19 protein-coding genes and 1 pseudogene are annotated in these 24,646 nt (G+C 71.0%); 5 read left to right on the top strand and 15 right to left on the bottom strand.

All coding sequences use genetic code 11. The features are described from left to right. Positions 1 to 31 precede the first annotated feature (31 nt). The 8 genes from FB453_RS17585 to FB453_RS17620 all read right to left on the bottom strand — a co-directional run bounded on the left by FB453_RS17585 (position 32) and on the right by FB453_RS17620 (position 8,215). The gene (locus tag FB453_RS17585) at positions 32 to 1,822 is read right to left on the bottom strand and encodes a carbohydrate binding domain-containing protein (RefSeq protein ID WP_145791571.1); all 1,791 of its coding nucleotides are present in this window, start codon (positions 1,820 to 1,822) and stop codon (positions 32 to 34) included. Positions 1,823 to 2,000: 178 nt separating this feature from the next. Next, complete coding sequence (locus tag FB453_RS17590) at positions 2,001 to 3,062, bottom strand: ABC transporter permease (protein WP_112583370.1); 1,062 nt, start codon at positions 3,060 to 3,062, stop codon at positions 2,001 to 2,003. Beyond that, positions 3,059 to 3,952 carry an ABC transporter ATP-binding protein gene (locus tag FB453_RS17595; protein ID WP_112583369.1) on the bottom strand — a complete coding sequence of 298 codons (894 nt, stop codon included), beginning with the start codon at positions 3,950 to 3,952 and terminating at the stop codon, positions 3,059 to 3,061. The genes FB453_RS17590 and FB453_RS17595 overlap by 4 nt, the downstream gene beginning before the upstream one ends. A gap of 80 nt (positions 3,953 to 4,032) precedes the next feature. Then, complete coding sequence (locus FB453_RS17600) at positions 4,033 to 4,749, bottom strand: response regulator transcription factor (protein WP_145791574.1); 717 nt, start codon at positions 4,747 to 4,749, stop codon at positions 4,033 to 4,035. Beyond that, positions 4,746 to 6,083, bottom strand: coding sequence for a sensor histidine kinase (locus FB453_RS17605; RefSeq protein ID WP_145791576.1), 1,338 nt, complete (start codon positions 6,081 to 6,083; stop codon positions 4,746 to 4,748). Before FB453_RS17605 ends, FB453_RS17600 begins: the two co-directional genes overlap by 4 nt. Before the next feature lie 116 nt (positions 6,084 to 6,199). Then, the gene (locus FB453_RS17610) at positions 6,200 to 7,147 is read right to left on the bottom strand and encodes a permease prefix domain 1-containing protein (RefSeq protein WP_145791578.1); all 948 of its coding nucleotides are present in this window, start codon (positions 7,145 to 7,147) and stop codon (positions 6,200 to 6,202) included. Beyond that, positions 7,144 to 7,485, bottom strand: a complete 342-nt coding sequence (locus tag FB453_RS17615; RefSeq protein WP_145791581.1) for a PadR family transcriptional regulator — start codon at positions 7,483 to 7,485, stop codon at positions 7,144 to 7,146. The genes FB453_RS17610 and FB453_RS17615 overlap by 4 nt, the downstream gene beginning before the upstream one ends. 130 nt (positions 7,486 to 7,615) lie before the next feature. Continuing rightward, a complete protein-coding gene (locus FB453_RS17620; protein ID WP_145791583.1) occupies positions 7,616 to 8,215 on the bottom strand; it encodes a hypothetical protein in 600 nt (199 codons plus the stop codon). 120 nt (positions 8,216 to 8,335) lie between these two features. On the opposite strand from FB453_RS17620, the gene FB453_RS17625 reads away from it, so the two are divergent. Then, on the top strand, positions 8,336 to 9,766 hold the full coding sequence (locus FB453_RS17625; RefSeq protein ID WP_145791586.1) for a serine/threonine protein kinase: 1,431 nt from the start codon (positions 8,336 to 8,338) through the stop codon (positions 9,764 to 9,766). A 17-nt stretch (positions 9,767 to 9,783) separates the two neighbouring features. Here the strand turns inward: FB453_RS17625 and FB453_RS17630 are convergent, their stop codons facing one another. The 3 genes from FB453_RS17630 to tnpA form a co-directional block, all read right to left on the bottom strand. Next, positions 9,784 to 10,332, bottom strand: a complete 549-nt coding sequence (locus FB453_RS17630) for a hypothetical protein (protein WP_145791589.1) — start codon at positions 10,330 to 10,332, stop codon at positions 9,784 to 9,786. Next, positions 10,329 to 10,868 (bottom strand): RNA polymerase sigma factor, encoded by a 540-nt coding sequence (locus FB453_RS17635; RefSeq protein WP_145791592.1) that lies wholly within the window; start codon positions 10,866 to 10,868, stop codon positions 10,329 to 10,331. The genes FB453_RS17630 and FB453_RS17635 overlap by 4 nt, the downstream gene beginning before the upstream one ends. Positions 10,869 to 11,030: 162 nt before the next feature. Continuing rightward, positions 11,031 to 11,465, bottom strand: coding sequence for an IS200/IS605 family transposase (gene tnpA, locus FB453_RS17640; protein WP_145791594.1), 435 nt, complete (start codon positions 11,463 to 11,465; stop codon positions 11,031 to 11,033). A gap of 38 nt (positions 11,466 to 11,503) precedes the next feature. On the opposite strand from tnpA, the pseudogene FB453_RS17645 reads away from it, so the two are divergent. Beyond that, positions 11,504 to 12,691 (top strand): annotated as a pseudogene (locus FB453_RS17645) (RNA-guided endonuclease InsQ/TnpB family protein); the annotation flags it as partial. A gap of 37 nt (positions 12,692 to 12,728) precedes the next feature. Here the strand turns inward: FB453_RS17645 and FB453_RS17650 are convergent. Continuing rightward, positions 12,729 to 13,349, bottom strand: a complete 621-nt coding sequence (locus tag FB453_RS17650; RefSeq protein WP_145791597.1) for an L-threonylcarbamoyladenylate synthase — start codon at positions 13,347 to 13,349, stop codon at positions 12,729 to 12,731. A 144-nt stretch (positions 13,350 to 13,493) separates the two neighbouring features. Here FB453_RS17650 and dnaE point away from each other — a divergent pair, with 144 nt between their 5' ends. Beyond that, positions 13,494 to 17,024 carry a DNA polymerase III subunit alpha gene (dnaE, locus tag FB453_RS17655; protein WP_112583357.1) on the top strand — a complete coding sequence of 1,177 codons (3,531 nt, stop codon included), beginning with the start codon at positions 13,494 to 13,496 and terminating at the stop codon, positions 17,022 to 17,024. Positions 17,025 to 17,128: 104 nt separating this feature from the next. On the opposite strand, the gene abc-f is transcribed toward dnaE, so the two are convergent. The 3 genes from abc-f to FB453_RS17670 all read right to left on the bottom strand — a co-directional run bounded on the left by abc-f (position 17,129) and on the right by FB453_RS17670 (position 21,370). Continuing rightward, a complete protein-coding gene (gene abc-f, locus FB453_RS17660; RefSeq protein WP_145791600.1) occupies positions 17,129 to 18,766 on the bottom strand; it encodes a ribosomal protection-like ABC-F family protein in 1,638 nt (545 codons plus the stop codon). A gap of 325 nt (positions 18,767 to 19,091) precedes the next feature. Then, positions 19,092 to 19,787 (bottom strand): response regulator, encoded by a 696-nt coding sequence (locus FB453_RS17665; protein WP_112699762.1) that lies wholly within the window; start codon positions 19,785 to 19,787, stop codon positions 19,092 to 19,094. Beyond that, positions 19,784 to 21,370, bottom strand: a complete 1,587-nt coding sequence (locus FB453_RS17670; protein WP_145791603.1) for a sensor histidine kinase — start codon at positions 21,368 to 21,370, stop codon at positions 19,784 to 19,786. Before FB453_RS17670 ends, FB453_RS17665 begins: the two co-directional genes overlap by 4 nt. 98 nt (positions 21,371 to 21,468) lie before the next feature. Here FB453_RS17670 and FB453_RS17675 point away from each other — a divergent pair, with 98 nt between their 5' ends. Together FB453_RS17675 and FB453_RS17680 are read left to right on the top strand one after the other, a co-directional pair. Next, positions 21,469 to 22,851: a cation:dicarboxylate symporter family transporter gene (locus FB453_RS17675; RefSeq protein ID WP_145791605.1), complete on the top strand. Its 1,383-nt coding sequence runs from the start codon at positions 21,469 to 21,471 to the stop codon at positions 22,849 to 22,851. Between the two features lie 302 nt (positions 22,852 to 23,153). Beyond that, a complete protein-coding gene (locus tag FB453_RS17680; protein ID WP_222431364.1) occupies positions 23,154 to 24,566 on the top strand; it encodes an FAD-dependent monooxygenase family protein in 1,413 nt (470 codons plus the stop codon). Positions 24,567 to 24,646 lie beyond the last annotated feature (80 nt).

A 24,646-nucleotide genomic window follows, 5' to 3' on the forward strand; every position in this document is an offset into this window, starting at 1 on the left:
CGGGGAGCCCCCCGTTACCCCGACCGACGATTCACTGTCGCAAGCGGTTGGCGAAGACGTACGCGCCCACGGAACGGCCGGTGGCGAGCCCGGCCTCCGCGTCGAACCGATAGTGCACGCCGAGGTAGATCCGGCTCAGCGCGTTCTCCTCGGCGGCGTGGTCGAAGCCGGTCATGTGCCGGACCACGTCCACTGCGTGCGGATCGTCAGTGGTGGCGTCGAAGGCGATCGCGTCGGTGCCGAAGAACCTCTTCATCACCGCGGACCAGGCCCCCGCGAAGGTGGCGTGCCCGGAGATGTAGGCCGGGAACGCCGGCGTGTACGGCACCCCCTCGCGGGTCTGCGACAGCGGCTGCCAACCGGTGCCCTCCGTCGCCTCGATCGCCGTCACCGGCCGCCACAGGTCGATGGGCGTCTGGTACTTGGCGTCCCAGGCGGCGATGGCGGCGTCTGCGAGGGCGAGGGCGACCAGCCCGAAGAGCCGGGCGTTGGCCAGGATGCCGAGCTGACGCTGCTCCGACACGATCCGGGTGTGCGAGAAGAGTTGACCCGGTGGCTTGTACGTGCCCCCCAGGTCGTTGGCCCAGAAGAACGCGATCTGCGTCTGCTCGGGGGTCCGCAGCGACGACGTCCGACCGCCGTAGTCGCGGATCTCCCGCACCTGGGTGTCGTATTCGTCTTTGCCGAGCAGGTCGTCGTACCCGTTGGCGTCGGCCGGCAGGCCGGGCCGGAACTGCTGGCCCGAGGTGAGCGCGAACGGGGTGACCAAGCCCCAGTTCGGGCTGACCGCCGCCTTGCCGTTGGTCGGCCGCCACGAGCCGGGTACGCCGTCCAGTTGGTACGGGGTGTTGTTGCCGGAGCCGTCGTTGGCGCGGGCCTGGAGGTTGGCGGCGGCCGCCGCCGCGCCCACGGTCTCACCACGGGCGACCTCGGCGGCGTTCACCCCGGACGGCCGGAGCGCGACAGCGGCGGCGAGGGCCTGGGAGTAGGACTGGCCGTGACCGCCGTACAGGGCGGTCAGCACGTCGTACGCGGCCCGGTCGATGGCCGCGTGCAGGGACGGCGCCACGACGTTGTCCATGGTGCCGGGGTAGCTGACCGGCACTCGTACCCGGTAGGGGTTGCCGACCCCGGTGACCGAGACGGCGGCGTCGTGCATCGCCGCGTGCAGGATGGCGGCCTCGCGGGACGAGGAGGTGGGTGGCAGGTCCAGCGCCTTGTACGTGGCCAGCAGGACGCCGTTCCAGTACAGGATCGGGTCGGTGGCCGGGTTCACGGCCAGCGGGGTGAGCGAGATGTTGTCCAACCGGACCGTCGAGGCGGCCTGGCCGCCGAAGTGGAACAGCAGCACCGCCTTCGGGTCGCCGAACGGGGACGCGAAGTCGACTGTGAACCGGCGCATCGAGGACGTCAGCGCAACGCTCTGGTCGACGGCGGAGGTGAAGGGCGTGTCCGCCCGGGAGACCGAGACGCGCAGCGAACGGTTGACGTCGGCCGAGGCGTCGAACTGCAACCGGTACGACTGCGCGGCCGTCACCCCGAACTCGAAGTGACCGACCAGGTCCTCCCAGACGGGCTTGCCCACCGTGGCGCTGGTGCGGACGCGCAGTTGCCCGGCGTTGACAGTGGTGCTGGTCGAGGCGAGCCGGGTCCACCAGGGCTGGGTGCTGCCGTTGTCGAACGTGCCGTTGAGGATGAGGTCGCCCGGGGCGGCGGCGGCCGGCGCGGGCCGGACGAGGGCGGTGAGGGTGCTGGCGAGGGCGACCGCGAGCACGAGGCTGAGCAGACGACGGAGTTGCCGTGCGTTGATCGGTGGGGACATCGAGAGCCTTTCCGGTCCGGAAACCGGCGACGACCAGGTCGTTGCCGTGAGGATCGGCTCAACGTAGGAGTGTTCGCGCAGTTCACGGCCACCGAACAGCGCTCGGAACGGTGCCGTACGGCAGCGGGCGCCGGCATCCGATCAGGACACCGACGCCCGCGCGGGGCGGACCGCCGGCTCAGCCGATCGTCTCCCGCTCCCGCCAGGCGGTACGCAGCGAGGTCCGGCCGTTGGTGCGCAGCAGCGACCCCTCGTACACCCGGGCCCCGGCGAGGAGGAACGCGCCGGCGGCGAGCACCAGGAGGACCAGTGAGACGATCGGCTCCCAGCCGGCCGCGTCGCCGGTGAAGAGCCGCAGCGGCATGGCCGTGGGCGACGAGAACGGCAGGTAGGACAGCACCCGCATCGCTGTGGCGTTGTCGTTCAGGAAGATCACCGCGAAGAACGGCAGCATGACGGCGAGCTGCACCGGCGTCGAGACGGCGGCGATGTCCTCCTGCCGGTTGGCCAGCGCGCCGGCCGCGGCCCACATGGCGGCGAGCAGCACGAAACCGATCAGGAAGAACGGTACGAACCAGCCGATCGCAGGGGCGAGCAGGCTGAGCAGACCTCCGCTGTCACCGATCTGCAACCCGAGAACCGCCACCACCGCGATCAGGGCGATTTGCGCGAACGCCAGGATGGCCCCGGCCACCACCTTCCCGGCCAGCAGGGCCCGGACCGGCACGGCGGCGACCAGGATCTCCACGATCCGGGTCTGCTTCTCCTCGATGACGCTCTGCGCGATCTGCACACCGAACGTCTGCGAGGTGATGAAGAAGACGAACGCGAAGACGAACGGCACCAGGAACGCCACCACCGGATCGACCGCGTCCGGATCGAGCAGGCGGACGGTCGGCTGGGTGCTCAGGGCCCTCACCACGTCGTCGGGGGCGTCGTCCATGGCCAGGACGGCCGGTCCGGTGACCACCGCAGCGTCCACGTCGTCGTCGCGGACGGCCTGCTCGGCGGCCCGGTCATCGGGGACGACCCGGACTTCCAGCCCGGCGGCGCGCAGCGGCGCGGCCAGGCTCTCGGTCACCGCCACTGTGGACGGCCCGCCGGAGAACAGCGGCGGCAGGATGGTGCCGGCCGCGGCGATCAACAGGAAGAACAGCGTGCCGAACAGGAAGGTGCGGTCGCGCAGCTTGACCCGGATCTCGCGTTCGGCGACCAGCCGGGTGGCCTGGGTGACGTTCACTGGGTGACCTCTCGGAAGATCTCGGTGAGCGAGGGGCTGACCGGGCGGAAGGCGCGGACCGGGCCGCGCGCGAGGGCGGCCCGCAGCACGGGCTGTTCGTCGGTGCCGGCCGGCAGGTCGAAGACCACCCGCGCGCCGTCCAACTCGACAAGTGTCACCCCGGGGTGGTCGCGTACCCAGCCGGCGTCGTGCTCCACGACCAGCTCGAAGCGGGGCACCGTGTACGAGTCGCGCAGCTGCTGCCGGCTGCCGGCGGCCCGGATCACCCCGTCCCCGATGATCACCAGGTCGTCGCAGAGGCGCTCCACGACGTCGAGCTGGTGACTGGAGAAGAGCACCGGCGCGCCGGCCGAGGCCCGTTCCCGCAGCACGGCCACGACGGTCTCCACGGCCAGCGGGTCGAGGCCGGAGAACGGCTCGTCGAGCACCAGCACCTCGGGGTCGTGCACCAGCGCGGCGGCGATCTGGGCGCGCTGCTGGTTGCCCAGCGACAGCGTCTCCAGCAGGTCGTCGCCGCGCTCGCCGAGCCCGACGCGGTCCAGCAGCGCGTCGGTGGAACGTCGTGCCGCGGCGGCGTCCAGCCCGTGCAGCCGGCCCAGGTAGGCCACCTGCTCGCGGGTGGTCATCTTGGGGTAGAGGCCCCGCTCCTCGGGCATGTAGCCGAAGCGCCGGCGGTCCTGCCGGGTCAGCGTGGTGCCGCCCCAGCTCACCTCGCCGGCGTCGGGGGCGAGCACACCCAGGATGATCCGCATGGTGGTGGTCTTGCCGGCGCCGTTGGCGCCCACGAAACCGGTCATCCGGCCAGCGGACACCTCGAAGGACACGTTCCTGAGCACCTGACGGTCGCCGAAGCTGCGGTCGACGCCGTCGAGGCGAAGCGTTCTGGTCACGCACTCACGCTAGATCGATGACGCCGCTGCGCCGTCCGCCCGGCGGGTGAGCGGGCGGGTCCACCTCGCGGCGGACGCCGTCACCCGCCGGGGCGGACCACCCCGTTCTCGTACGCGAACACCACGGCCTGCACCCGGTCGCGCAGGCCGAGCTTGGCCAGTACCCGACTCACGTGCGTCTTCACCGTCGCCTCTCCCAGGTGGATGGCCGTGGCGATCTCCGCGTTGCTCGACCCGGCGGCGAGCAGCATCAGCACCTCCCGTTCGCGCGGGGTCAGCTCGGCCAACGCGGCATGGGCGTCCGGGCCCCGGTGGGCGGTGCCCGCCGGGTCGCCGGGTCGGGCGAAGGTGGAGATCACCCGGCGGGTGATCTCCGGGGCGAGCAGACCGTCGCCCCTGGCCAGCACCCGGATCGCCTCGATCAGTTCCTCCGGCGTGCCGTTCTTGAGCAGGAAGCCGCTGGCCCCGGCCCGCAGCGCGGCGAACAGGTAGTCGTCGCGGTCGAACGTGGTGAGGATCAGCACCGCGGGCGCCCCGGGGCCGTCGGCGACGATCTGCCGGGTGGCCTCCAGGCCGTCCATCCCGGGCATCTCCACATCCATGAGTACGACGTCGGGGCGGGTGGCTCGGGTCATGGTGACGGCCCGTTCGCCGTCGGCGGCCTCACCGACCACCTCGATGTCGTCCTCCACCTCGAGGATGACCCGGAAGCCGGTACGGACGAGGTGCTGGTCGTCGGCGAGCAGCACCCGCACCGTCGGTCCGGTGTCGGGTGCCCGCTGGGCTGCCGCGCTCATGCCGACGGCTCCGCGCCGGCTGCCGCCTGCTGCCTGTCGCTCGGCTCCCGCTGTGGGCCCACCGGCCGGTCCGCTGACGCCGCCAGGGGGAAGCGGGCGCGTACCCGCCAGCCGCCGCCGGCCCGCGGCCCGGCCTCCAGGTCGCCGTCGTGGGCGGCGACCCGTTCGCGCATGCCGATCAGGCCCAACCCGACGGTGTCGGCCCGGCCGCCGCCCCGCCCGTCGTCGGTCACGTCGACCTCCACCTCCCGGGCCAGGTACCGGACCCGCACGTCGAGCAGGGCCGCCTCGGCGTGCTTCAGGGTGTTGGTCACCGCCTCCTGCGTCACCCGGTAGGCCGTCTGGGAGACCGATTCGGGCAACGCGACCGGGTCGCCGTACACCCCGAGGGTGGCCGTCAGCCCAGCGGCCCGAGCCCGCTCGACCAGCTCGTCGATCCGCTCGACGCCGCCGGCCGCCGGCGGCGCGGCGTCGGTGCCGGCGGAGGTCCGCAGCACGCCGAGCATCCGACGCAGCTCGTCGACGGCGGTGCGGGCGCTCTGCTCGATGGCGGTCAGCGCGGTGCGGGCCTTGTTCGGGTCGCGGTCGAACACCCGGCGGCAGGCGGATGCCTGTACGCCCATGACCGACACGTGGTGGGCGACCACGTCGTGCAGCTCGCGGGCGATCCGGACCCGTTCGCCGAGCACCGCCCGTTCCCGGGCCTCGGCCTGGGACCGGCGCAGGTCCTCGGCCTGGGCGCGCAGCTCGTGCTCGCGGCGCGCGGCCACCCACGCGGTCTCGCCGAAGAAGTACGCGAAACCGAAGACCAGCACGTTGAGCAGCACACCGTTGACCATCGCGGCGAGCACCGGGGGTACCGGCCCGACCGCGTCGGCGAAGGTGTCCGCCGGAATGTGGTCGATCATCACCGCGTAGTAGATCCCGAGCCAGGCGAACATCGTGGCGATCACGCCGATCCGCAGCCGGCGGGACAGTTGGCGGTCCTGGCCCCAGGCGCCGACTGTGTAGAGGGCGCAGAACAGGGCCCAGGAGGAGAACTGGCTCTCCGGGGCCGAGCGGGCCTGCGCGGCGATGAACGCCACCGCGACCACCAGCAGGGTCGCGGTCGGCCAGCGTCGTCGCCAGATCAGCGGGAGGGTCACCGCGACGGTCCAGAACAGCTGCTCCGGCCCGGACGGCGGTGGGCCCAGCAGGAACGCGCCGGTGCTGCGGGCCAGGGTCAGACTGACCAACGCCAGCCCGGTCATCCCCAGGCCGATCCAGAGGTCGTTTCGGCGCTGCTCCGCCGTTGGACCCGGACGACGCCATTCCGGTCGCGGTGCCACTGTCATCCGGGAACGATGCCACGCCGCCCACCAGGCCCTCCAACCGGGCGGCCCGCCGTGGTCACCACGACGGGCGACGGCCCGGCGCGGGGTACGCGCCGGGCCGTCGGGTCGGGGATCACTCACGCGGTCTGCCGCCGGGTCTTCACTGCTGTGTCGATCAGGTCCCAGACCACGATCGCGGCGGCGCCCACCGCGATGGCCAGGCCGAGGGAGTCCCGGTTGTCCGCCTCCGCCAGCCAGCTGAGCCGCTCGCCGAGGGCCGGGTTGAGCAGTCGGTCGGAGAGCGCCAGCCAGATCAGCGGCACCGCGAACGCCAGGCTGAGCAAGGCCCTGATGCCGAAGATCGTCCAGGTCCAGTGCGCGATCCGGTACTTGACGATCTCGACCACAGCGCTGGCGGCGAGGACCACGATCAGCGCCGGCAGCCAGAACGACCAGAGCGCCGGGTCGAGGATCGGGATGTTCTCGCCGTCGGTGCCGCGCACCCAGGAGTGGTAGTGCTGAAGCGGCAGGTACGCGATGGTCAGCACCAGCATGATCACGGATGCGATGGTGTCGGCGAGGGGGATGCCTCGTCGCACCGGTGCGTCGGGCAGCTGGTCGACCGTCCACTCCGGCAGGTCCACGGCCGTCTGTGTGCGCTCGATGATGGCGAAGGTCACTGTGAGCCAGAAGGCGATCTGCACGGCCACCTGCATGGCCGCGACGATGCCCGGCCCGATGGCCCCGAAACCCTTTCCTTCGGCCGCCTCGACCACTGTGACGATCGTGCCGACGAGCGCTGGGATGAAGCTGAGCAGCAGCTTCAGCAGTCGCAGCCAAAGCAGGTAGTAGGTCGGACCGATGAGCTGCAGCCGGCGGTCGGCGTACCGGGCGGCCAGCACGTCGGGGTTGCCCAGCTCGGTGAGCACCTCCCGCTCGGCGGTGGTGGCGTCCTGCCCTCCATCGGTCCGACCCTCGATCATGTCGTCGATGGAGGCCCGCAGCTCGGTGGCGATCTCGTCGCGGCGCTGGGCGGGCACCGAGCGGAGGGTGGCGGCGAGGTAGCGGTCGGTCAGGGTGTTCATCGGTCCACTCCTTGGATCAGCCCGGTGATGGAGGTCTGCACGGCGGCGAGGTCGTCGAGGAGCCGGCTCAGCATCGACTCGCCCTCGTCGCTGGTCCGGTAGAACTTGCGCGGTCGGCTCTCTTCGGTGTTCCACTCGCTGGTCAGCAGCCCCTGGTCCTCCAGGCGGCGCAGCAGCGGGTAGAGCGTGTTGGCGTCGACCGGGAAGCCGTGGTCGCTGAGCCGTTGCAGCAGTGCGTAGCCGTAGTCCGGTCGGCGCAGCGCGACCAGGCTGGCCACCACGACGGTGCCTCGCCGCAACTCCTGTAGGTGCGTCCGTAGAACGTCCTCGCTAACCATGTGTCACACCATACTGTGTGGCACACAGTGTTGTCTAGCGCGACATCATCGTGTCCGCCCAGCCCTCGTTCGGGCCGATACGACGTGCGGGGCGCCCGGTCGACACCGGACGCCCCGCACCTGGGAAAAGTCAGCAGGACGGGCCCTGCCGGAAGTTCCGCTCGACGAAGCTGGCCGGTCCGACCTGGAAGTAGCCCACCCCGGGCCGGATCGGGTGCCCGGTGAACAACTCCACCCGTGACCCGACCCGGACCAGGTACGCCTCGGCGTCCCCCGCGTCGTTGCGGATCAGCGAACCCCGCCAGCCGTAGATCGCCTCCAACTCGTCGAAGGACATACCGACAGTGGCGCCGGCGGGGGACTGCGGCGGCGCGGTGGCCGTACCGACCTCCACCAGTCGCCCGTCGCGGAAGGCCAGCAGGATCACGCCCGCCAAGGATCCGGTCGCGCCGGTGCGCACCACCCCGTCGCAACCCGGCGCGGTCCAGCCGACGTGCCCGTTCCTGATGAGCGACGCCAGGCTGGCGCCAATGCGGTACACGCCGACGCCACCGACGCTGAGCACCTGCGGGTGGCTGTGCCCGGGGTCGACGGCGCGCGGACCGCGGGCCGAGGCGTACGCGGCGCCGCCGGCCGGGGGCGCTGCCGCAGCCGGGCCGGCGACGGTCGCCGGGACGAGCGTGCCGAGCGCCAACGCGGCGGTGGTGAGGAGGATCGCGGGACGGTTCATGGTGGCTCCTTCGGTGATGGGTCTCCTGCACTGTTAGTCACCGCGCCAGGGCCAACGGTTCGTCGGAATCGCGACCGGTCCGGTCTACTGTGCAGAGAAACGCCGGTCGGGGGTGACGCCGTGACGGCTCCACTGCGGATCGGGCCCTACGCCGTCGAGCGACTGCTCGGCGTCGGTTCGTTCGCGATGGTCTGGCTGGGCTACGACCGGGCGCTCGACGCGCACGTGGCGATCAAGGTGCTGGCCGAGAACTGGAGCCATGACCTACGGGTGCGGGAACGCTTCCTCGACGAGGCCCGGTTGCTGCGCCGGTTGGAGCACGAGCGGCTGATCCGGGTGCACGCCGTCGGTGAGCTGCCCGACGGCCGCCCGTACGCGGTCCTGGCCTGGGCGGACGGGGGAAGCCTGCGGGACCGGCTGGCCGGTGGCGAGCTCCCCGCGCCGACGGCGTTGCGGCTGCTCGGTGAGGTCTGCGCCGGGGTCGCCGTACTGCACCGCCACGGCGTCGTGCACCGTGATCTCACCCCGGGCAACATCCTGTTCCGCTCCGCCGGCCCCGGCGGCGGGGAACAGGTGCTGATCGCCGACCTCGGCCTGGCCAAGGCGCTCGCCGCCGCCTCCGGGCTGACCGCCCGGGCCGGCACCCCGGGCTACATGGCCCCCGAGCAGGACGATCCGGGGGCGGTGATCGACACCCGCGCCGACGTGTACGGGCTCGGCCGACTCGGCATCCGACTGCTGGCCGCCGCCCCGTCGAGCGCGAACCCGACCAGGCCTCATCCGCCTCGGCACTCCCCGGAGATCCGACTTCGGGACGACGTGCCTCCGGCGGTCGCGGCGGTGCTCGCCCGGGCCACCGCCCACCGCCCGGCCGAACGTTACCCCGACGCCGCGACCCTGCACGCAGCGTTGATCCGCGCGACCGGCCCGGCGGGGTGGCCGGCTCCGGCGGCCGGTCCCGTGCGGCGACAGCCGTCACCCCGGGCGGGGGCGGGCCGCTCGTACCGGTTGCGGCGGGCCGGGGCCGCTGTGGTGGCCGTCGCCGCGGTGGGTGTGGTGGGCGCCGAGCCGGGTGGTGCCGGGTCGGCGCGGCCGGTCGGCGGCACGTACACGACCGGGCCGCTGACAGTGACGTTGCCGCCCGGCTGGTCCGCCACGGGTGCCACCTGGGCCGGTCAGTACGGCGCCGACGGCGAACCCGAACCGGCGCTGGTGATGTCGCCGCAACCCCGCCGTTGGGCTGCCGACCCTCGCCTGCCCGGAGCGTTCGTGGGTCTCTCCGCCAGCACGGCGGCCCGTGCCACGCCCGCCGGGTTCCTGGCCGAGCGCACGCACGGCGACTGCACGTCCGCGCCGGCCCGGGTCACCCGGCAGGCCGGCGTCGAGTGGACCGTCGTGGCGTACCGCTGCGAGCGGGGCCGGCCGCAGATCATCGAGTCGGCCGCCCTGCACCCCGGCCGACCCGCCCTGGTGTACGTGCAGATCGCCCCACCCGCGGACGCCGGAACCGACTTCCTGGACACCCTGCTCGCCGGCGTGCACCTGCGGTAGGTGCGGCCGAGCCCGCCCTAGCGGACCACCACGGTGATGGTGTGCTCCCGGCCGTCCTTGGGGATCGTCACGGCGACCGTGCCGGGGCGGACGAAGCGGATGTCCACCACGCCCGCCTCGTACTGCTGGGAGACCAGCTCCGGGCGGTCCACGGTGACCAGCCCCGGCCCGATGCCCTGGATGCGCAGCACCGCACCGGTGGCGAAGCAGAGCGATGTGAGCAGCTCGATCTCTGTCTCGGCGAGCGGCAGGTCGTAGCGGACAGCGCCCTGACAGGCCGGCGTCGCGTCGGTCGGCGGGGGAGTCGTTCGGGGCGTACCCCTTGTTCTGGTGGGTGCGGGCGGTGGCGCGGCCGGGCGCGCGCTGGTCGGCGGCGGTCGGAACGGCGACCCGGTGGGCGCGGCGGTCGCGGAGATCGTGGGGATCGCGGTGGTGGCCGGCGTCGAACGGGTCGGCCCGGGCGGTTGGACGGGCAGGGGCGAGACGGCGTCGGCGCCGCCGCAGCCGGCGACCGCCACGGTGACCGCGAGGACGACGACGACCCGGCGGAACGACGTGCGGCTCATTGCGCGTCGAGCCGTTGCCGGACCTGCCGCCTGGCCAGGTGCAACCGGGACTTCACAGTGCCCAGCGGCACGTCGAGCAGGGCGGCGATCTCGGGGTAGCTCAGCCCGAGGACGTCGCGCAGGGCGACCACCTCGGCGAGGTCGGGGTGGACCGAGTCGAAGGCGTCGAGCAGGTCGAGGCGGGTGCCGGCGACCACGCTGGTCCGTCGCGGGTCGGCCTGGTCGGGCAGCGGTACGCCCTCGGCCTCCAGCCGGCAGCGGCGGCGCAGCGTGCGGTACGTGGAGCGGGCCCGGTTGGCGGTCAGCCGGTGCAGCCAGGTGCGGAACGAGGAACGCCCCTCGAACCGGCTGATGCCGCCGGCCAGCGCCAGCAACGTGTCCTGGCAGGCCTCTTCGGCGTCCTCCCGGCTGGGCAGGAAGCGGGCGCACAGTCGCAGCACCTCCGGGCGCACCGCGACCAGCAGGGCGTCCAGCGCCGCCGGGTCGCCGCGCGCGGCGGACCGGGCCAGGGCGTCGATGTCGTCCGCGTCGGGCATGCCGGGTGTCCAATGCTCGCCGGTGCCGATCCCTGAGCGTAGGACAGGTGCCGCCGCAGCGGCCCCGTACCGTCCGGCACCCGACCCGAACCGGCGCGCTAACGAAATGCGGGCTAGTGCACCGTCGTTCAGGGCGTGGTGAAGGCCCGCGTGGGAGGGTCGTCAAGGCCCGTGCGTGCCCTGGGCCGGGCGGTTCTGTTGCTTGATGTACTGCTGCAGGATGCTCAGGGGTGCCCCGCCGATGGAGCCGGCGAAGTACGACGCGGACCACAGGCGGTTGGTGTGGTGGTAGTGGCGGGCGAGGTCGGGGAATTCTTGGCGCAGCCGCCGGTTGGACACACCTTTGAGAGAGTTGACCAGCTTCGCCAGGGCGACCTTGGGTGGGAAGGTCACCAGTAGGTGGACGTGGTTGTCTTCGCCGTTGAACTCGACCAACTCGGTGTCGAAGTCGGCGCACACCGTCCGCATGATGTCCTCCATTCGCTTGAGGTGTTGGTCGGAGAAGACTCGGTGCCGGTACTTGGTCACGAAGACCAAGTGGGCGTGCAATGCGAAAGTGCAGTGTGTACCGGTGCGGACGTCTCCGAGGTCAGCCATAGGCCAGTGTTAGATTCGATCCCGTCCGGCTTCGGTACAACTACCGGCTCTACCCGGATGCCGCTCAGCGCGAGGCGCTGGCGAAGGCGTTCGGGTGCGCGCGGGTGGTGTTCAACGACGGGCTGCGCGTGCGACAGGAAGCACACAAGGCTGGCCTGCCGTATCCGACGGACGCCGAGCTGTCTAAGCGGGTTGCCGTGGCCAAGTTGACCCCGGAGAGGGCGTGGCTGGGCGAGGTGTCATCGGTGGTGTTGCAGCAGGCCCTCGCTGACCTGAACAAGGCCTACCGCGCCTTCTTCGCCTCGCTGTCGGGCAAGCGCAAGGGTCGCAAGGTCGCCGCTCCCCGGTTCCGGTCCAGCAAGGACAGCCGGCAGGCCGTCCGGTTCACCGCCAACGCCCGGTTCAAGGTCCTCGACAACGGTCGACTGCGGCTGCCGAAGATCGGCGACCTGGAAGTTCGTTGGTCGCGGGAGTTGCCGGCTGCGCCGACGTCGGTGACGGTGGTCCGAGACGCCGCCGGTCGGCACTTCGCCTCGTTCGTGGTGCAGACCGCCGACCAGCCGTTGCCCGAGCTGGACTTGGAGGTCGGCATCGATCTGGGGTTGACGCACTTCGCCGTGATGTCCGACGGGACGAAGGTGAGCGCGTCGAAGTTCCTGCGCCGTGCGGCCCGCAAGCTGCGCCGGTTGCAGCAGGGCTTGTCCCGCAAGCAGCGGGGCAGCAACAACCGCAAGATGGCCGTCCGGAAGGTCGCCCGCGCGCACGCGAAGGTGGCCGACACCCGGCGGGACTGGCAGCACAAGCTTTCGACGCAGATCATCCGCGACAACCAAGCGGTGTTCGTCGAGGACCTGTGCGTGTCCGGGCTCGCCCGGACACGGTTGGCGAAGTCGGTGCACGACGCTGGGTGGTCGCAGTTCGCGGCCATGCTGGAGTACAAGGCCGCCCGGCATGGGCGCACCTTCGCCCGGGTAGATCGGTTCTTCCCGTCGACCCGCATGTGCTCGGACTGCGGCCGGATCAACGACAAGATGGCGCTCAACGTCCGGAAGTGGGGCTACCCATGCGGCAGCCTGCACGACCGAGACGTGAACGCCGCCAAGAACATCAGGGCCGCCGGACGGGCGGACCTCAACGACCGTGGAGCGCAGGTAAGACCGGCACCCGTGCCGGCACCGCGCAGGGAAGCGGTAACCCACCGGGAGCTTGCCCCTTCGGGGGTGTAGCAGACCGGAATCTCCGCCCTCCAGGGCGGAGAGGGCGTCAATCGAAGCGGGACACGTCTCCGGCGCCCCTGCGCAGGATCTCCGGCTCGGGCCCGGACAGGTCGATCACAGTCGTCGGCTCCTTACCGCAGTCGCCGGCGTCGAGCACCGCGTCGAGCTGGTGGTCGAGCCGTTCCTTGATCTCCCAGCCCTGGGTCATCGGCTCCTCGTCGCCGGGCAGGACCAGCGTGCTGGAGACCAGCGGTTCGGCCAGCTCGGCCAGCAGTGCCTGGGTGACGGTGTGCCGGGGCACCCGCACGCCGACGGTCCGCTTCTTCGGGTGCAGCATCCGGCGGGGCACCTCTCGGGTGGCCGGCAGGATGAACGTGTAGCTGCCCGGGGTGGACGCCTTCACCAGGCGAAAGGCCGAGTTGCTGATCTGCACGAACTGGCCGAGCTGGGCGAAGTCGTGGCAGACCAGCGTGAAGTGGTGCCGATCATCGAGGTGTCGGATCTGCCGGATCCGGTCCAGCCCGTCCTGGTTGCCCAGTTGCGTGCCGAGCGCGTAGCAGGAGTCCGTCGGGTAGGCGACCAGCCCACCGCTGCGGATCAGGTCGGCGACCTGCCCGATGACCCGGGGCTGTGGGTTCTCCGGGTGTACGTCGTAGTACCTCGCCATCCTCCGAGACTAGGCGCACCCGGGGAGGATCAGGAGACGAGGGCCACCCTCGGCGCGGACGGTGGAGCCGCCGAGATCACCTCGGTAGGGTAGGTCCCGGTCGGCTCCGACCAACAAGATCCACACCGCCGGGGGGCGCCACGCATGGCTGATTCGTTCGCGCATCTGCACGTGCACACCGAGTACTCGATGCTCGACGGAGCGGCCCGACTGAAGGACCTGTTCGCCGAGGCCAAGCGGCTGGGCATGTCCGCTGTGGCGATCACCGACCACGGCAACATGCACGGCGCGAACGACTTCTACAACCAGGCGATGGCCGCCGGGATCACCCCGATCCTGGGCGTCGAGGCGTACGTGGCGCCGGAGTCGCGCTATCACAAGGCGCGGGTCAAGTGGGGTCGCCCAGAGCAGAAGAGCGACGACATCTCCGGTAACGGCGCGATCACCCACAAGACCATGTGGGCGAAGAACGCGCAGGGCCTGAAGAACCTGTTCACCCTCAACTCGCGCGCCTCCATGGAGGGGCACTACGTCAAGTGGCCCCGGATGGACATGGAGCTGATCGCCGAGCACGCCGAGGGGATCATGGCCACCACCGGCTGCCCGTCCGGCGCGGTGCAGACCCGGCTGCGGCTGGGTCAGTTCGACGAGGCCCTCAAGGTCGCCGCCAGCTACCAGGACATCTTCGGCAAGGACAACTACTTCCTGGAGATCATGGATCACGGCCTCTCCATCGAGAGCCGGGTCCGCGAGGGGCTCACCGAGATCGCCCGCAAGCTGGACATCCCGCCGGTGGTCACGAACGACTCCCACTACACCCACGAGGCGCAGGCCACCGCCCACGACGTGCTGCTCTGTGTGCAGACCGGCAGCAACATCGACGACCCCAACCGGTTCCGGTTCGAGGGCGGCGGCTACTTCATCAAGAGCGCCGATCAGATGCGTGCAGTGGACTCGTCCGAGCTGTGGCAGGAAGGCTGCCGCAACACACTGCTGGTGGCCGAGAAGGTTGACCCGAAGGGCATGTTCGAGTTCCACAACCTGATGCCGCGCTTCCCGGTGCCCGAGGGGGAGACCGAGGAGTCCTGGTTCCGCAAGGAGACCTTCGCCGGCCTGGCCCGCCGCTATCCGAACGGCATCCCCGAGGGGCACGTCGTCCAGGCCGAGTACGAGCTGGGCGTCATCAACCAGATGGGCTTCCCGTCCTACTTCCTCGTGGTCGCCGACTTCATCCAGTGGGCGAAGAACCAGGGCATCGCTGTGGGTCCGGGCCGTGGTTCGGCCGCCGGGTCGCTCGTCGCGTACGCGCTGGGCATCACCGACCTGGACCCGATCCAGCACGGCCTGATCTTCGAGCGGTTCCTCAACCCCGAGCGGGTCTCGATGCCGGATGTCGACATCGACTTCGACGAGCGCCGGCGCGGCGAGGTGATCAAGTACGTCACCGACAAGTGGGGCGACGACAAGGTCGCCCAGATCGCCACCTTCGGCACGATCAAGGCGAAGGCCGCGATCAAGGACTCGGCCCGGGTCCTCGGCTTCCCGTACGCGGTCGGCGACCGGATCACCAAGGCCATGCCTCCGGCGGTGATGGGGAAGGACATCCCGCTCACCGGCATCTTCGACAACAAGCACCCCCGCTACGCGGAGGCGGGCGAGATCCGCGGCCTTTACGACTCCGACCCGGACGTTCGCAAGGTGATCGACACGGCCAAGGGCATCGAGGGGCTGATCCGGCAGACCGGTGTGCACGCAGCTGGCGTCATCATGTCCGCCGAGCCGATCATCGAGCACATCCCGTTGATGCGCCGCGACGCCGACGGGGCGATCATCACGCAGTTCGACTACCCGACCTGCGAGTCGCTCGGGCTGCTGAAGATGGACTTCCTCGGCCTGCGCAACCTGACGATCATCGACGACGCGGTCAAGAACATCGAGCTGAACCACGGCCGGAAGCTCGACCTGCTGGGCCTGCCGCTGGACGACAAGGCCGCGTACGAGCTGCTGGCCCGCGGTGACACCCTGGGCGTGTTCCAGCTCGACGGTGGGCCGATGCGGTCCCTGCTGCGGTTGATGAAGCCGGACAACTTCGAGGACATCTCCGCCGTCCTGGCCCTGTACCGACCCGGCCCAATGGGCGTCGACTCGCACACCAACTACGCGCTGCGCAAGAACGGCCTCCAGGAGATCACGCCGATCCACCCGGAGCTGGAGGAGCCGCTGCGGGAGATCCTGGAGCCCACCCACGGCCTGATCGTCTACCAGGAGCAGGTGCAGCGCGCCGCGCAGATCCTCGCCGGCTACACCCTGGGTCAGGCGGACCTGCTGCGCCGCGCCATGGGTAAGAAGAAGAAGGAGATCCTCGACAAGGAGTTCATCCCGTTCCGGGACGGCTGCCGCGAGCGCGGCTACTCCGACGAGGCGATCCAGGCGGTGTGGGACGTCCTGGTGCCGTTCGCCGGGTACGCCTTCAACAAGGCGCACTCCGCCGCGTACGGCCTGGTCTCCTACTGGACCGCGTACCTGAAGGCGCACTACCCGGCCGAGTACATGGCCGGGTTGCTGACCAGCGTCGGCGACGACAAGGACAAGATGGCGCTCTACCTGGCCGAGTGTCGCCGGATGCGCATCCAGGTGCTGCCGCCGGACGTGAACACCTCGGCCGGGCCGTTCACCCCGGTCGGCAAGGACATCCGCTTCGGCCTCGCCGCCGTCCGCAACGTCGGGGCGAACGTGGTCGCGTCGATCATGCGCTGCCGGGAGGAGAAGGGCGAGTACGCCGACTTCTACGACTTCCTGTCCAAGGTGGATGCCGTGGTCTGCAACAAGAAGACCATCGAATCGCTGATCAAGGCGGGCGCTTTCGACTCCCTCGACCACCCCCGCAAGGGCCTGCTCGCGGTGCACGCCGACGCGATCGACGCGTACGCCGACGTCAAGCGCAAGGAGGCCGTCGGCCAGTACGACCTGTTCGGCGCCGGCTTCGGTGACGCCGACACCGGCAGCACCACTGTGATGCCGACCATCGGCGACAGCGAGTGGGACAAGCGCGACAAGCTGGCCTTCGAGCGGGAAATGCTCGGCCTGTACGTCTCCGACCACCCGCTGTTCGGCCTGGAGCACATCCTCAACGCGGCAGCCGACACCACCATCGCCTCCCTGGCCGAGGAGGGCGGGGTGCCCGACGGGGCTGTCGTCACCCTCGCCGGCATCCTCTCCGGAGTGCAGCGCCGGGTCACCAAGCAGGGCCGGGCATGGGCGTCGGCCACCCTGGAGGACCTGGCCGGTGGGGTGGAGACGCTGTTCTTCCCCAACACCTACGAGGTGATCGGGCAGTACATCGCCGAGGACGCCATCGTGGTGGTCAAGGGTCGGGTGGACCGCCGCGACGACACCCCACGGATCATGGCGATGGACATGTCCATGCCGGACGTCAGCACCAGCGCCACCAACAAGCCGGTCACCCTCACCATCCCTGTGCACCGCTGCACGCCACCGCTGGTGGAGAAACTCAAGGAGACCCTGGTGCTGCACCCCGGCGACACCGAGGTGCACGTCAAACTCCAGAACGGCGGGCGCACCACCACCCTGCGGCTGGGCCCGTTCCGGGTGGCGGCGACGACCGCGCTGATGGGTGACCTGAAGAGCGTCCTCGGCCCGGCCAACGTGAGCTGAGCCGGCCTCGGCCCGGCCAACGTGAGCTGAGCCGGCCTCGGTCCGGCCAACGTGAGCTGAGCCGGCCTCGGTCCGGCCGGCGTGCGCCGGCCGGACCGCCGGGCTCAGACCCGCTCGGGGGCGCTGATCTCGCGCAGTTGGCCGTCGGCCAACCGCAACCAGCGCTGCACGCCGATCTCGGCGAGGAACCGTTCGTCGTGGCTGACCACCACGAACGCCCCCTGGTACGCCGACAGCGCGCTCTCCAACTGACCGACGCTGACCAGGTCCAGGTTGTTGGTCGGCTCGTCGAGCAGCAGCAGTTGCGGCGCCGGCTCGGCGCAGAGCACACAGGCGAGGGTGGCGCGCAGCCGTTCACCGCCGGAGAGCACCCCGACCGGCAGGTTCACCCGGGCACCCCGGAACAGGAACCGGGCGAGCAGGTTCATCCGCTTGGCGTCCGGAAGGCTCGGCGCGTACGCGGCGAAGTTTTCCGCCACCGTACGGTCGAGGTCCAGCAGGTCCAGCCGCTGCGACAGGTACGCGATCCGTCCCTCGCCGCGCTTCAGCTCACCGCCGGACGGTTGCAGGTCACCGTTGACCAGGCGCAGCAGTGTCGACTTGCCGACGCCGTTCGCCCCGGTCAGGGCGATCCGTTCCGGCCCCCGGATCACCAGGTCGGCGCCGTCGCCGCCGAACAGCTCCCGGTCGTCGAAGTGGGCCCGCATCCCGTGGCCGGAGAAGACCGTGCGCCCGCCCGGGACGGTGGTGTCGGGCAGGTCCACCACGATGCGGTCCTCGTCGCGTACCGCCCGGCCGGCCTCGTCGAGTCGGGCCTTGGCCTGACCGAGCCGGGACGAGTGTGTCTCCTGCGCCTTGCCCGCCGACTCCTGCGCGCTGCGCTTGAGCCCACCGGCGACGATCCGGGCCAGGCCGGCGTTCTTCAGGTTCTTCGAGGCGTTGCTGGCCCGCCGGTCGGCCCGTTCCCGGGCCTGCTGCATCTCCCGCTTCTCCCGCTTGACCTCCTGCTCGGCGTTGCGCAGGTTGCTCTCGGCCACCTCCCGTGCCGCCTGCACCGCCTCGGTGTACGCGGTGAAGTTGCCCCCGTACCAGCGGATCTCGCCCTGGTCCAGCTCGGCGATGCGGTCCATCCGGTCCAGCAGTTCCCGGTCGTGGCTGACCAGCAGCAGGCACCCGGACCACTCGGTGAGGACGTCGTAGAGCTTGTGCCGGGCCTCCAGGTCGAGGTTGTTGGTCGGCTCGTCGAGCAGCAGCACGTCCGGGCGGCGCAGCAGTTGCGCAGCCAGGCCGAGGGAGACCACCTGGCCGCCGCTGAGGGTGTGCAGCCGGCGGTCGAGCGACAGCTCACCCAGGCCGAGCCGGTCCAGCTCCGAGCGGGTGCGCTCCTCGATGTCCCAGTCGTCGCCGATGGTGGCGAAGTGCTCCTCGCTGGCGTCGCCGGCCTCGATGGCGTGCAGCGCCGCGATCCGCCCGGCCACGCCCAGCACCTGCGCCACGCTCAGGTCGCCGACAAGCGGCAGCGTCTGCGGGAGGTAGCCGAGCACACCGTCGACGCTGATGCTGCCGCCGCTGGGCCGCAGCTCCCCGGCGATCAGCCGCAGCAGGGTGCTCTTGCCGGCGCCGTTGGGCGCGACCAGGCCGGTGCGACCGTCGGGAACGGTGAAGGACAGCTCCGAGAAGACCGGGGTGTCGTCCGGCCAGGAGAAGGACAGGTTCGAGCAGACAATGAACGCATCAGACATGCGAGTGACCTCAAAGGGTGGGGTGGGCGCGCCTCAGCCGCCCGACGACAACGGGAACCGGTGGAACGACAAATGGCCATGGCGGCTGCGCAGGAGGCGCGCCGAACCAATGGCCGAACACATCCGGTCTCACCCGGAGATGTCGTCGTCACCCGCCATGTCTGGTCTCCCTGGTCGTACCGTCAACCCAACTCGCCGAGTCTAACAACGGATCTCTGCCCCGCCACCGGTTACGGCCCACCCCGGTCGATCTTGCACTTGCTGTTGTGGAAATGTCGCTTCTGCGGGCAATGGTCCCAGTAGGAACCGCAAGATCGGCGAGGGGTCAGCGGGGTCGGTACTCGACCTCGGGGCGGCCGGGGGTGCCGTAGCGGGGGCTGCGGGCCGCCCGGTCGACCGTCACCAGGTACTCCAGGTAGCGGCGGGCGGTCACCCGGGAGATGCCGCTCAGCGCGCTCACCTCGGTCGCGGACAGCCCGACCTCCGCGCGGGTGCCGTCGGTGAGCGCGGCGCGTACCCGATCAAGGGTCTGCGCGTCGAGCCCCTTGGGCAGGCTGTGCCCGGCGGTGCCGCGCAGGGTGGCGAACATCTGGTCCACCTCGTGCTGGGCGGCGACCTCGCCGTCGGCGAGCGCCTGGGCGCGGTAGTCGGCGTACCGCTCCAACTTGTCGCGGAACGCGGCGAACGTGAACGGCTTGAGCAGGTAGTGCGTCACCCCGAGAGACACGGCGGTGCGCACCACCGCCAGGTCCCGCGCGGACGTCACCGCGAGCACGTCGACGCTGCTGCCGGCCGCGCGCAGCGCCCGGCAGACGTCCAGGCCGTGCAGGTCCGGCAGCCGAAAATCAAGGAGTACGAGGTCCACGTCGCCGCCGTCGTTGGCGCGTAGGGCCGCCATCGCCGCCCGCGCGGTGTGCGCCACCCCGACCACCACGAAACCGGGAACCCGTTCGGTGTACGCGCTGTGCGCCTCGGCCAGCAGCGGCTCGTCCTCGACGACCAGCACCCGGATGGCGGTCATGACCGCTCGGTCCTGCTCGGCAGCCGGACGGTGAACAGGCTGCCGCCGTCGTCGGAGCGACAGACCTCGGCGCTGCCGCCGTGCCGGCGCACCACCTGCCCGACCAGCGCCAGGCCGAGGCCCCGGCCGGTGCTCTTGGTGGACCAGCCGCGCCGGAACGCGTCGGCGACCCGCTCCGGTGCCAGACCGGGGCCGCTGTCGGCCACCCGGACCACCAGCTCGTCGTCGGTAGCGCCGACGAAGACCCGCACCCGGCGGGGGGCTGGCGTACCGGCCACCGCCTCCAAGGCGTTGTCGACCAGGTTGCCGACCACTGTGAGCAGGTCGCCGGTGGGCAGCGGACTGTCGTCGAGGCGGCAGTCCGGCTCGATGACCAGATCCACCCCACGTTCGCCGGCCTGTGCGGACTTGCCGAGCAGCAGCGCGGCCAACGCCGGCTCGGTCACCGCGCCGACCACCCGGTCGGTCAGCTGTTGGGCGAGGGCCAGGTCCCGGGTGCCGAGCCGGACGGCCTCGTCGGCGCGGCCCAGCTCCACCAGGGTCAGCACGGTGTGCAGCCGGTTGGCCGACTCGTGGGTCTGCGCCTGCAACGCCTCGGTCAACGCGCGCACCGAATCCAGCTCGCTGGCCAGGGTGCGCAGCTCGGTCTGGTCGCGCAGGGTCAGCACGGTGCCGAGCACCGTGCCCTCGAAGCGGGTGGTCCGCTGGTTGGCGACGAGCACCCGGTCACCGGCGAGGATCGGCTCGTCGCGGGCGTCACGCCCGGAGTCGAGCAGCTCGGCCGCCGCGGGCGGCAGGTCGATCCCGGCCAACGGTTGGTCGATCACCGGCGCGTCCGCGTCGAGCCCCAACAGCCGGCGGCCCTCGTCGTTCACCAGTGCCACCCGACGATCGGTGGTCAGCACGACGAGACCTTCGCGCACCGAGTGCAGGACGGCGTCGTAGTACTCGTACATCCGCGTCATCTGGGCCGGCCCCAGACCGTGCGTCTGGCGACGGAGCCGGCGACTGAGCAGCCAGGAGCCCGTCGCGGCGAGAGCCAGAGCCGGCGCGACCACACCGAACAGCACCGGCAGCTGGCCGAGCAGCTTCTTGTCGATCTCGCGGGTGGTGATGCCCACCGAGACCAGACCGACGAGGCGTCGCTGCTCGTCGTACACCGGAACGACAGCGCGCACCGACTCGCCGAGCGTCCCGACGTTGGTGGTGGTGAACGCGCGGCCCGCCAGAGCGGGCCCGATCTCACCGACGAACGGCTCGCCGATCCGGTCCCGGGTCGGGTGCGAGAAACGGGTGCGGTCGGGGGCCATCACCACCACGAAGTCGGTGCCCGTGGCCTTCCGGGTCGACTCGGCGTACGGCTGGAGGACCCCGGCGGGGTCGGCGGTCGTGAGGGCCGCCCGGACGTCGGGGGAGCCGGCCACGGTCTGCGCCACAGCGAGCACCTCCTCCTGCGCGGCCTGGCGGGAGTCGCTGCGGGCCAACCAGACGGCGCCCGCCGCGCCGGCCAGCACGAGCAGCGTCACGACCATCGCCTGGAGGGCGAAGAGTTGCCCCGCGATGCTCCACTGGCGTCGGGCCACCTCCACCACCTCCTTCGTCGCGCCACCGTTTCTGCCATCGCGGTGAACAGAATGACCGCAAGGCTGTCAACGGGTGAGACGCGCTTCACATTGTCGACATGGACACCACCGCATCCGCCACCACCCCGGCACCGGCGGCCCGCCGGGACCGTACCCGTTACCTGTATCTGGCCGTCATCGTGGCCGTGGTCGCCGGCATCGTGGTCGGCCTGGTCGCGCCCGATTTCGGCAAGGAACTCAAGCCGATCGGCACCGGCTTCGTCAACCTGATCAAGATGATGATCAGCCCGGTCATCTTCTGCACCATCGTGCTCGGCGTCGGCTCCGTCCGGCAGGCCGCGAAGGTCGGCAAGGTCGGCGGCCTGGCCCTCGGCTACTTCCTGACCATGTCGACAGTCGCGCTCGCCATCGGCCTGGTCGTCGGCAACCTCATCCACCCCGGCTCGGGCCTGAACCTCGGCCCGGATCTCGTCGGCTCCGGCAAGGCCGCCGCCGGTGACGAGGCCGCCGGTACTGCCGACTTCCTGCTCGGGATCATCCCGACGACGTTGCTCTCCTCGCTCACCGAGGGCAAGGTGCTCCAGACGCTGCTGGTCGCCCTGCTGGTCGGCTTCGCCGTCCAGGCCATGGGCCGGCGGGGTGAGCCGGTGCTCAGCGCCATCACCGTCATCCAGCGGGTCGTCTTCAAGGTCCTCGCCATGATCATGTGGCTGGCGCCGATCGGCGCGTTCGGCGCGATGGCCGCCGTGGTCGGCGCGACCGGCGTGGACGCCCTCAAGAGCCTCGCCCAGATCATGGTCGGCTTCTACGCCACCTGCCTGATCTTCGTGCTGGTCTTCCTGGGCGCGCTGCTGTGGTTCGTGGCCCGGATCTCGATCTTCTCGCTGCTGCGTTACCTGAGCCGGGAGTTCCTGCTGATCCTGTCGACCTCGTCGTCGGAGTCGGCGCTGCCGCGGCTGATCGCCAAGATGGAGCACTTCGGTGTGAGCAAGCCGGTCGTCGGCATCACGGTGCCGACCGGCTACTCGTTCAACCTGGACGGTACGGCGATCTACCTGACCATGGCGTCGCTGTTCATCGCAGACGCGCTGGGCAAGCCGCTGGCCATCGGCGAGCAGATCTCACTGCTGCTGTTCATGATCATCGCGTCGAAGGGCGCCGCCGGGGTCACCGGTGCCGGGCTGGCCACGCTGGCCGGTGGCCTCCAGTCGCACCGGCCGGACCTCGTCGACGGGGTCGGGCTGATCGTCGGCATCGACCGGTTCATGTCGGAGGCTCGGGCGCTGACCAACTTCGCCGGCAACGCGGTGGCGACCGTACTGGTGGGAACCTGGACCGGGGAGTTCGACCGGGAGCGGGCGGCCGGTGTGCTGAGCGGCAACGACCCGTTCGACGAGGCCACCATGGTCGACGAGCACGACGACGAGGCGGCGTCCCACCCCGACGAGAAGGAGGCCACGCCGGCCGGAGCCCCGGCCTGAGCCGAGGCGTGGACCCGGGGTCGCGGCGGCCGAGTGCCGCCGCGACCCCGGTCCGGCGGTGATCCACTCGGCTTCCTGATACTCGGGGCATCCGAGCCGCTCGGACACCGCGACTACCTGAAAGCCGAGTTGATCAGTGGCCGGACCCGGCGCGGTCCTGGCCCGCAGGGCTCGCCGGGGACCTGGCCACCGCAGCCGGGGCGCCAACTCGACATGGCGGGCCAACTCAGCGCTGACGGCGGGGCCCTCGATGGTTACGGTCGTGGATGCCGAGGTATCCCGACCGTTCGAGGAGTGATCCCATGCCCCCCTCTCCGTCCCGGCTCTTCGCCGAGATAGCGACGGCCGAACCACCCGCCGAGACCAGAGTGGTCATGCGACGGGCGGTGGTGCTCGGTGGCAGCATGGCCGGGTTGCTGGCGGCCCGGGTGTTGAGCGACCACGCCGAGGAAGTGCTGATCATTGAACGGGACCCGTCCGATGTGGACGCCGGTCCACGGCCGGGTGTGCCCCAGGGCAGTCAGGTGCACGCGCTGCTGCCTGCCGGTCAGGTCCAGTTGGAGCGCTGGTTTCCCGGCATCGCCGAGGAGGCGCTCGCGCTCGGCGCCCCGCCGCCACCGCGCGACCCGGGCACGGCGAAGATCTTCGTGAACGGCATGTTGGGTCTGCCGCCCGCGGCGACCGGCACCGGGCCGGCGCTGATCACCACGCGTCCGTTCCTGGAGGCGCTGGTCCGCCGACGCACCCTCACCATCGACAACATCCGCATGGTGTACGGCCGGGCGGAGGGTCTGCTCTTCGACGAGCGGCGGGTCAATGGCGCCCGGTACGTGCCCGAGGGTGGCACCGAGCCCATCGTCGAAGCGGCGGACCTGGTGGTCGACGCGATGGGGCGGTCCAGCCGGTTGAGCGACTGGCTGGCCGAGCACGGGTGGCCGCGCCCGCCGCTGCACCGCATGCCGATCAAGCTGAACTACGCCACGGCGCTCTTCAAGCGCGACGAGTCGGTCAGCGACGCCTGGGTGGCGGTCTTCCACACCATGGCGGGCAAGGGGCGTACCGCCCGGATCGGTGGGATCAACTCGGTCGAGGGGGACCGCTGGATCATGCTGGTGGCCGGCTACGACGGGGACCGGCCCAGCCGCGACGTCGCCGACTTCACGGCCCGTTGCCGGGAGCACTACCCGCAGATGTTCGGTGACATCGCCGAACGCGGGGAGATGCTCGGCGGCGTGGTCACGTACCACCAGGCGGACAGCCGACGCCGCGACTTCCACAAGCTCGACCGTCTGCCCGCCGGGTTGGTCGCCGCCGGCGACGCGGTCGCGTCCTTCAACCCGGTGTACGGGCAGGGAATGACCTCCGCGACACTGCACGCCTCCTGTCTGTCGAAGTACCTGCGCTACGGTCCGAAGCCGCACGACGAGCCCGCGCACGCGTACTTCGACCAGGTCCGCGTGGTGGTCGACGCCGCCTGGCAGATCTCCACCACCGCCGACATCGAGCTGCCGCACGTCGACGGGCCGTACCCGCCCGGCTACAAGGTCACCAAGTGGTTCGGGGACCTGCTCTTCCGGGCGTCGCTGACCGACCCGGTGCTCAATGCCCGGCTGGGCCGGGTCACCACCATGCTCGACCACCCGGCCGCCCTCAGTCGCCCCGGCACCCTGTTCCGGGCCCTCCGGCTCGGCCTGCTCGGCGGGTCCCGGCGGTGATTCGTCGCCAAACCCGCCGCCGGTCGCGGCGCGCGGTGGAGAATGGTGGGCCGGGGAGGGGTGCTGCGACGAACCGGGGG

The sequence above is a fragment of the Micromonospora sp. CNZ322 genome (assembly GCF_007827755.1).

What these genes read in the sequence shown, in the direction of transcription:
- FB453_RS17585 (WP_145791571.1), bottom strand. Translation starts at nt 1,822, where the DNA reads ATGTCCCCACCGATCAACGCACGGCAACTCCGTCGTCTGCTCAGCCTC.
- FB453_RS17620 (WP_145791583.1), bottom strand. Translation starts at nt 8,215, where the DNA reads ATGAACCGTCCCGCGATCCTCCTCACCACCGCCGCGTTGGCGCTCGGC.
- FB453_RS17600 (WP_145791574.1), bottom strand. Translation starts at nt 4,749, where the DNA reads ATGAGCGCGGCAGCCCAGCGGGCACCCGACACCGGACCGACGGTGCGG.
- FB453_RS17605 (WP_145791576.1), bottom strand. Translation starts at nt 6,083, where the DNA reads ATGACAGTGGCACCGCGACCGGAATGGCGTCGTCCGGGTCCAACGGCG.
- FB453_RS17650 (WP_145791597.1), bottom strand. Translation starts at nt 13,349, where the DNA reads ATGGCGAGGTACTACGACGTACACCCGGAGAACCCACAGCCCCGGGTC.
- FB453_RS17610 (WP_145791578.1), bottom strand. Translation starts at nt 7,147, where the DNA reads ATGAACACCCTGACCGACCGCTACCTCGCCGCCACCCTCCGCTCGGTG.
- FB453_RS17635 (WP_145791592.1), bottom strand. Translation starts at nt 10,868, where the DNA reads ATGCCCGACGCGGACGACATCGACGCCCTGGCCCGGTCCGCCGCGCGC.
- dnaE (WP_112583357.1), top strand. Translation starts at nt 13,494, where the DNA reads ATGGCTGATTCGTTCGCGCATCTGCACGTGCACACCGAGTACTCGATG.
- abc-f (WP_145791600.1), bottom strand. Translation starts at nt 18,766, where the DNA reads ATGTCTGATGCGTTCATTGTCTGCTCGAACCTGTCCTTCTCCTGGCCG.
- tnpA (WP_145791594.1), bottom strand. Translation starts at nt 11,465, where the DNA reads ATGGCTGACCTCGGAGACGTCCGCACCGGTACACACTGCACTTTCGCA.
- FB453_RS17665 (WP_112699762.1), bottom strand. Translation starts at nt 19,787, where the DNA reads ATGACCGCCATCCGGGTGCTGGTCGTCGAGGACGAGCCGCTGCTGGCC.
- FB453_RS17615 (WP_145791581.1), bottom strand. Translation starts at nt 7,485, where the DNA reads ATGGTTAGCGAGGACGTTCTACGGACGCACCTACAGGAGTTGCGGCGA.
- FB453_RS17680 (WP_222431364.1), top strand. Translation starts at nt 23,154, where the DNA reads ATGCCCCCCTCTCCGTCCCGGCTCTTCGCCGAGATAGCGACGGCCGAA.
- FB453_RS17675 (WP_145791605.1), top strand. Translation starts at nt 21,469, where the DNA reads ATGGACACCACCGCATCCGCCACCACCCCGGCACCGGCGGCCCGCCGG.
- FB453_RS17630 (WP_145791589.1), bottom strand. Translation starts at nt 10,332, where the DNA reads ATGAGCCGCACGTCGTTCCGCCGGGTCGTCGTCGTCCTCGCGGTCACC.